This window comes from Streptomyces sp. NPDC059900 (assembly GCF_050270335.1).
Classification (GTDB): domain Bacteria; phylum Actinomycetota; class Actinomycetes; order Streptomycetales; family Streptomycetaceae; genus Streptomyces.
Genome location: NZ_JBNNJZ010001087.1, coordinates 1 through 1416, shown reverse-complemented (window position 1 = coordinate 1416; position 1416 = coordinate 1). Strand labels below are relative to the sequence as shown.

Here is a 1416-nt window from a genome sequence, read left to right as displayed (position 1 = left end):
CCTCGGGGCCGTGCACCGCGCTCTTGATCTGGTACTGCGCGGCGAAGTCGAAGAGCTTGCGCAGCGGCGTGACACCCCCGAAGTGGGTGACCGCGGAGCGCACGTAGTCGATCAACTGCTCGGTGATCAGGGCCTGGTAGTCGTGCACGGTGTTGAACACCTCGCCGATGGCCAGCGGCGTGGTGGTGTTGCGGCGCACCAGGCGCAGGGCCTCCTGGTTCTCGGCCGGGGTGCAGTCCTCCAGCCAGAACGGGCGGTACGGTTCCAGGTCCTTGCCGAGCCGGGCCGCCTGTATGGGGCTCAGGCGGTGGTGGGCGTCGTGCAGCAGCGGGAGTTCGGCGCCGAACTCCGCGCGGACCGCCTCGAAGACGGCGGGCGTGTGGCGCAGGTAGGCGTCGGTGTCCCAGTCCTCCACCAGGGGGCGGGCCTGCTGGTGCAGGACCGCTTCACCGCTCTCGTCGGTGCTGTGCACGCCGTAGACGGCCTTCAGGCCGGGGATGCCCGACTGGATGCGCACCGCCTGATAGCCCTCGGCGAGCCTGGCCCGCACGGAGTCGAGGAGTTCGGAGATGTCGCGGCCGTTGGCGTGGCCGTAGGTGCGCACCCGCTCGCGGCTGGCGCCGCCGAGCAGCTGGTAGAGCGGCAGGCCCGCGGCCTTGGCCTTGATGTCCCACAGGGCGACGTCGACGGCGGCGATGGCGGCCATGGTGACCGGGCCGCGCCGCCAGTAGGCCCCGCGGTACAGGTACTGCCAGGTGTCCTCGATCCGGTGCGGGTCGCGGCCGGTGAGCAGGGGTGCGACGTGGTCGGTCAGATAGCTGACGACGGCGAGTTCCCGGCCGTTGAGGGTGGCGTCGCCGAGTCCGGTGAGGCCGCCGTCGGTCGTCAGCTTCAGGGTGACGAAGTTGCGGCCCGGGCTGGTGACGACGACCTTCGCGTCGACGATCTTCATACAGGAGCTCTTTCCGGTGCAGGGGGTGGTGAGGGCGAGGAGGCTCGCTCAGCCCTTGGTGGCGCCCGAGGTCAGGCCCGCCACAAGGTACTTCTGTCCGACGACGGCGGCGATGACGACGGGGACGGTGATCAGGGTGGCGGCGGCCATCAGACCGCCCCAGTCGGTGCTCGCGTACGAGATGAAGTTGAAGAGGGTCACCGGCACCGTCTGGGTGCGGTCGTCGGCGAAGACAAGGGCGAACATGAAGTTGTTCCAGCTGAAGACGAACGCGAGCAGCGAGGCGGTCGCGGTGCCGGGTGCGGCCAGGGGCAGCGAGATGCGCCAGAAGGCGCCGAACGCGCTCAGTCCGTCGGTGCGGGCGGCTTCTTCGAGTTCGACCGGCAGGCCCGCGAAGAAACTGATCATGATCCACATGATCAGCGGCACGGAGACGAACATGTGGCTGAGCACCAGGACGGTGT

General features: G+C 69.3%; 2 protein-coding genes. Both read right to left on the bottom strand.

What is annotated here, in order from left to right; all coding sequences use genetic code 11:
- The coding region (locus ACQKIP_RS47450) for a D-galactonate dehydratase family protein (protein ID WP_427745869.1) at nt 1-952 on the bottom strand (952 nt) is incomplete at its 3' end.
- A 48-nt stretch (nt 953-1000) separates the two neighbouring features.
- A partial coding sequence (locus ACQKIP_RS47445) for a carbohydrate ABC transporter permease (protein ID WP_427745868.1) occupies nt 1001-1416 on the bottom strand: 416 nt, incomplete at its 5' end.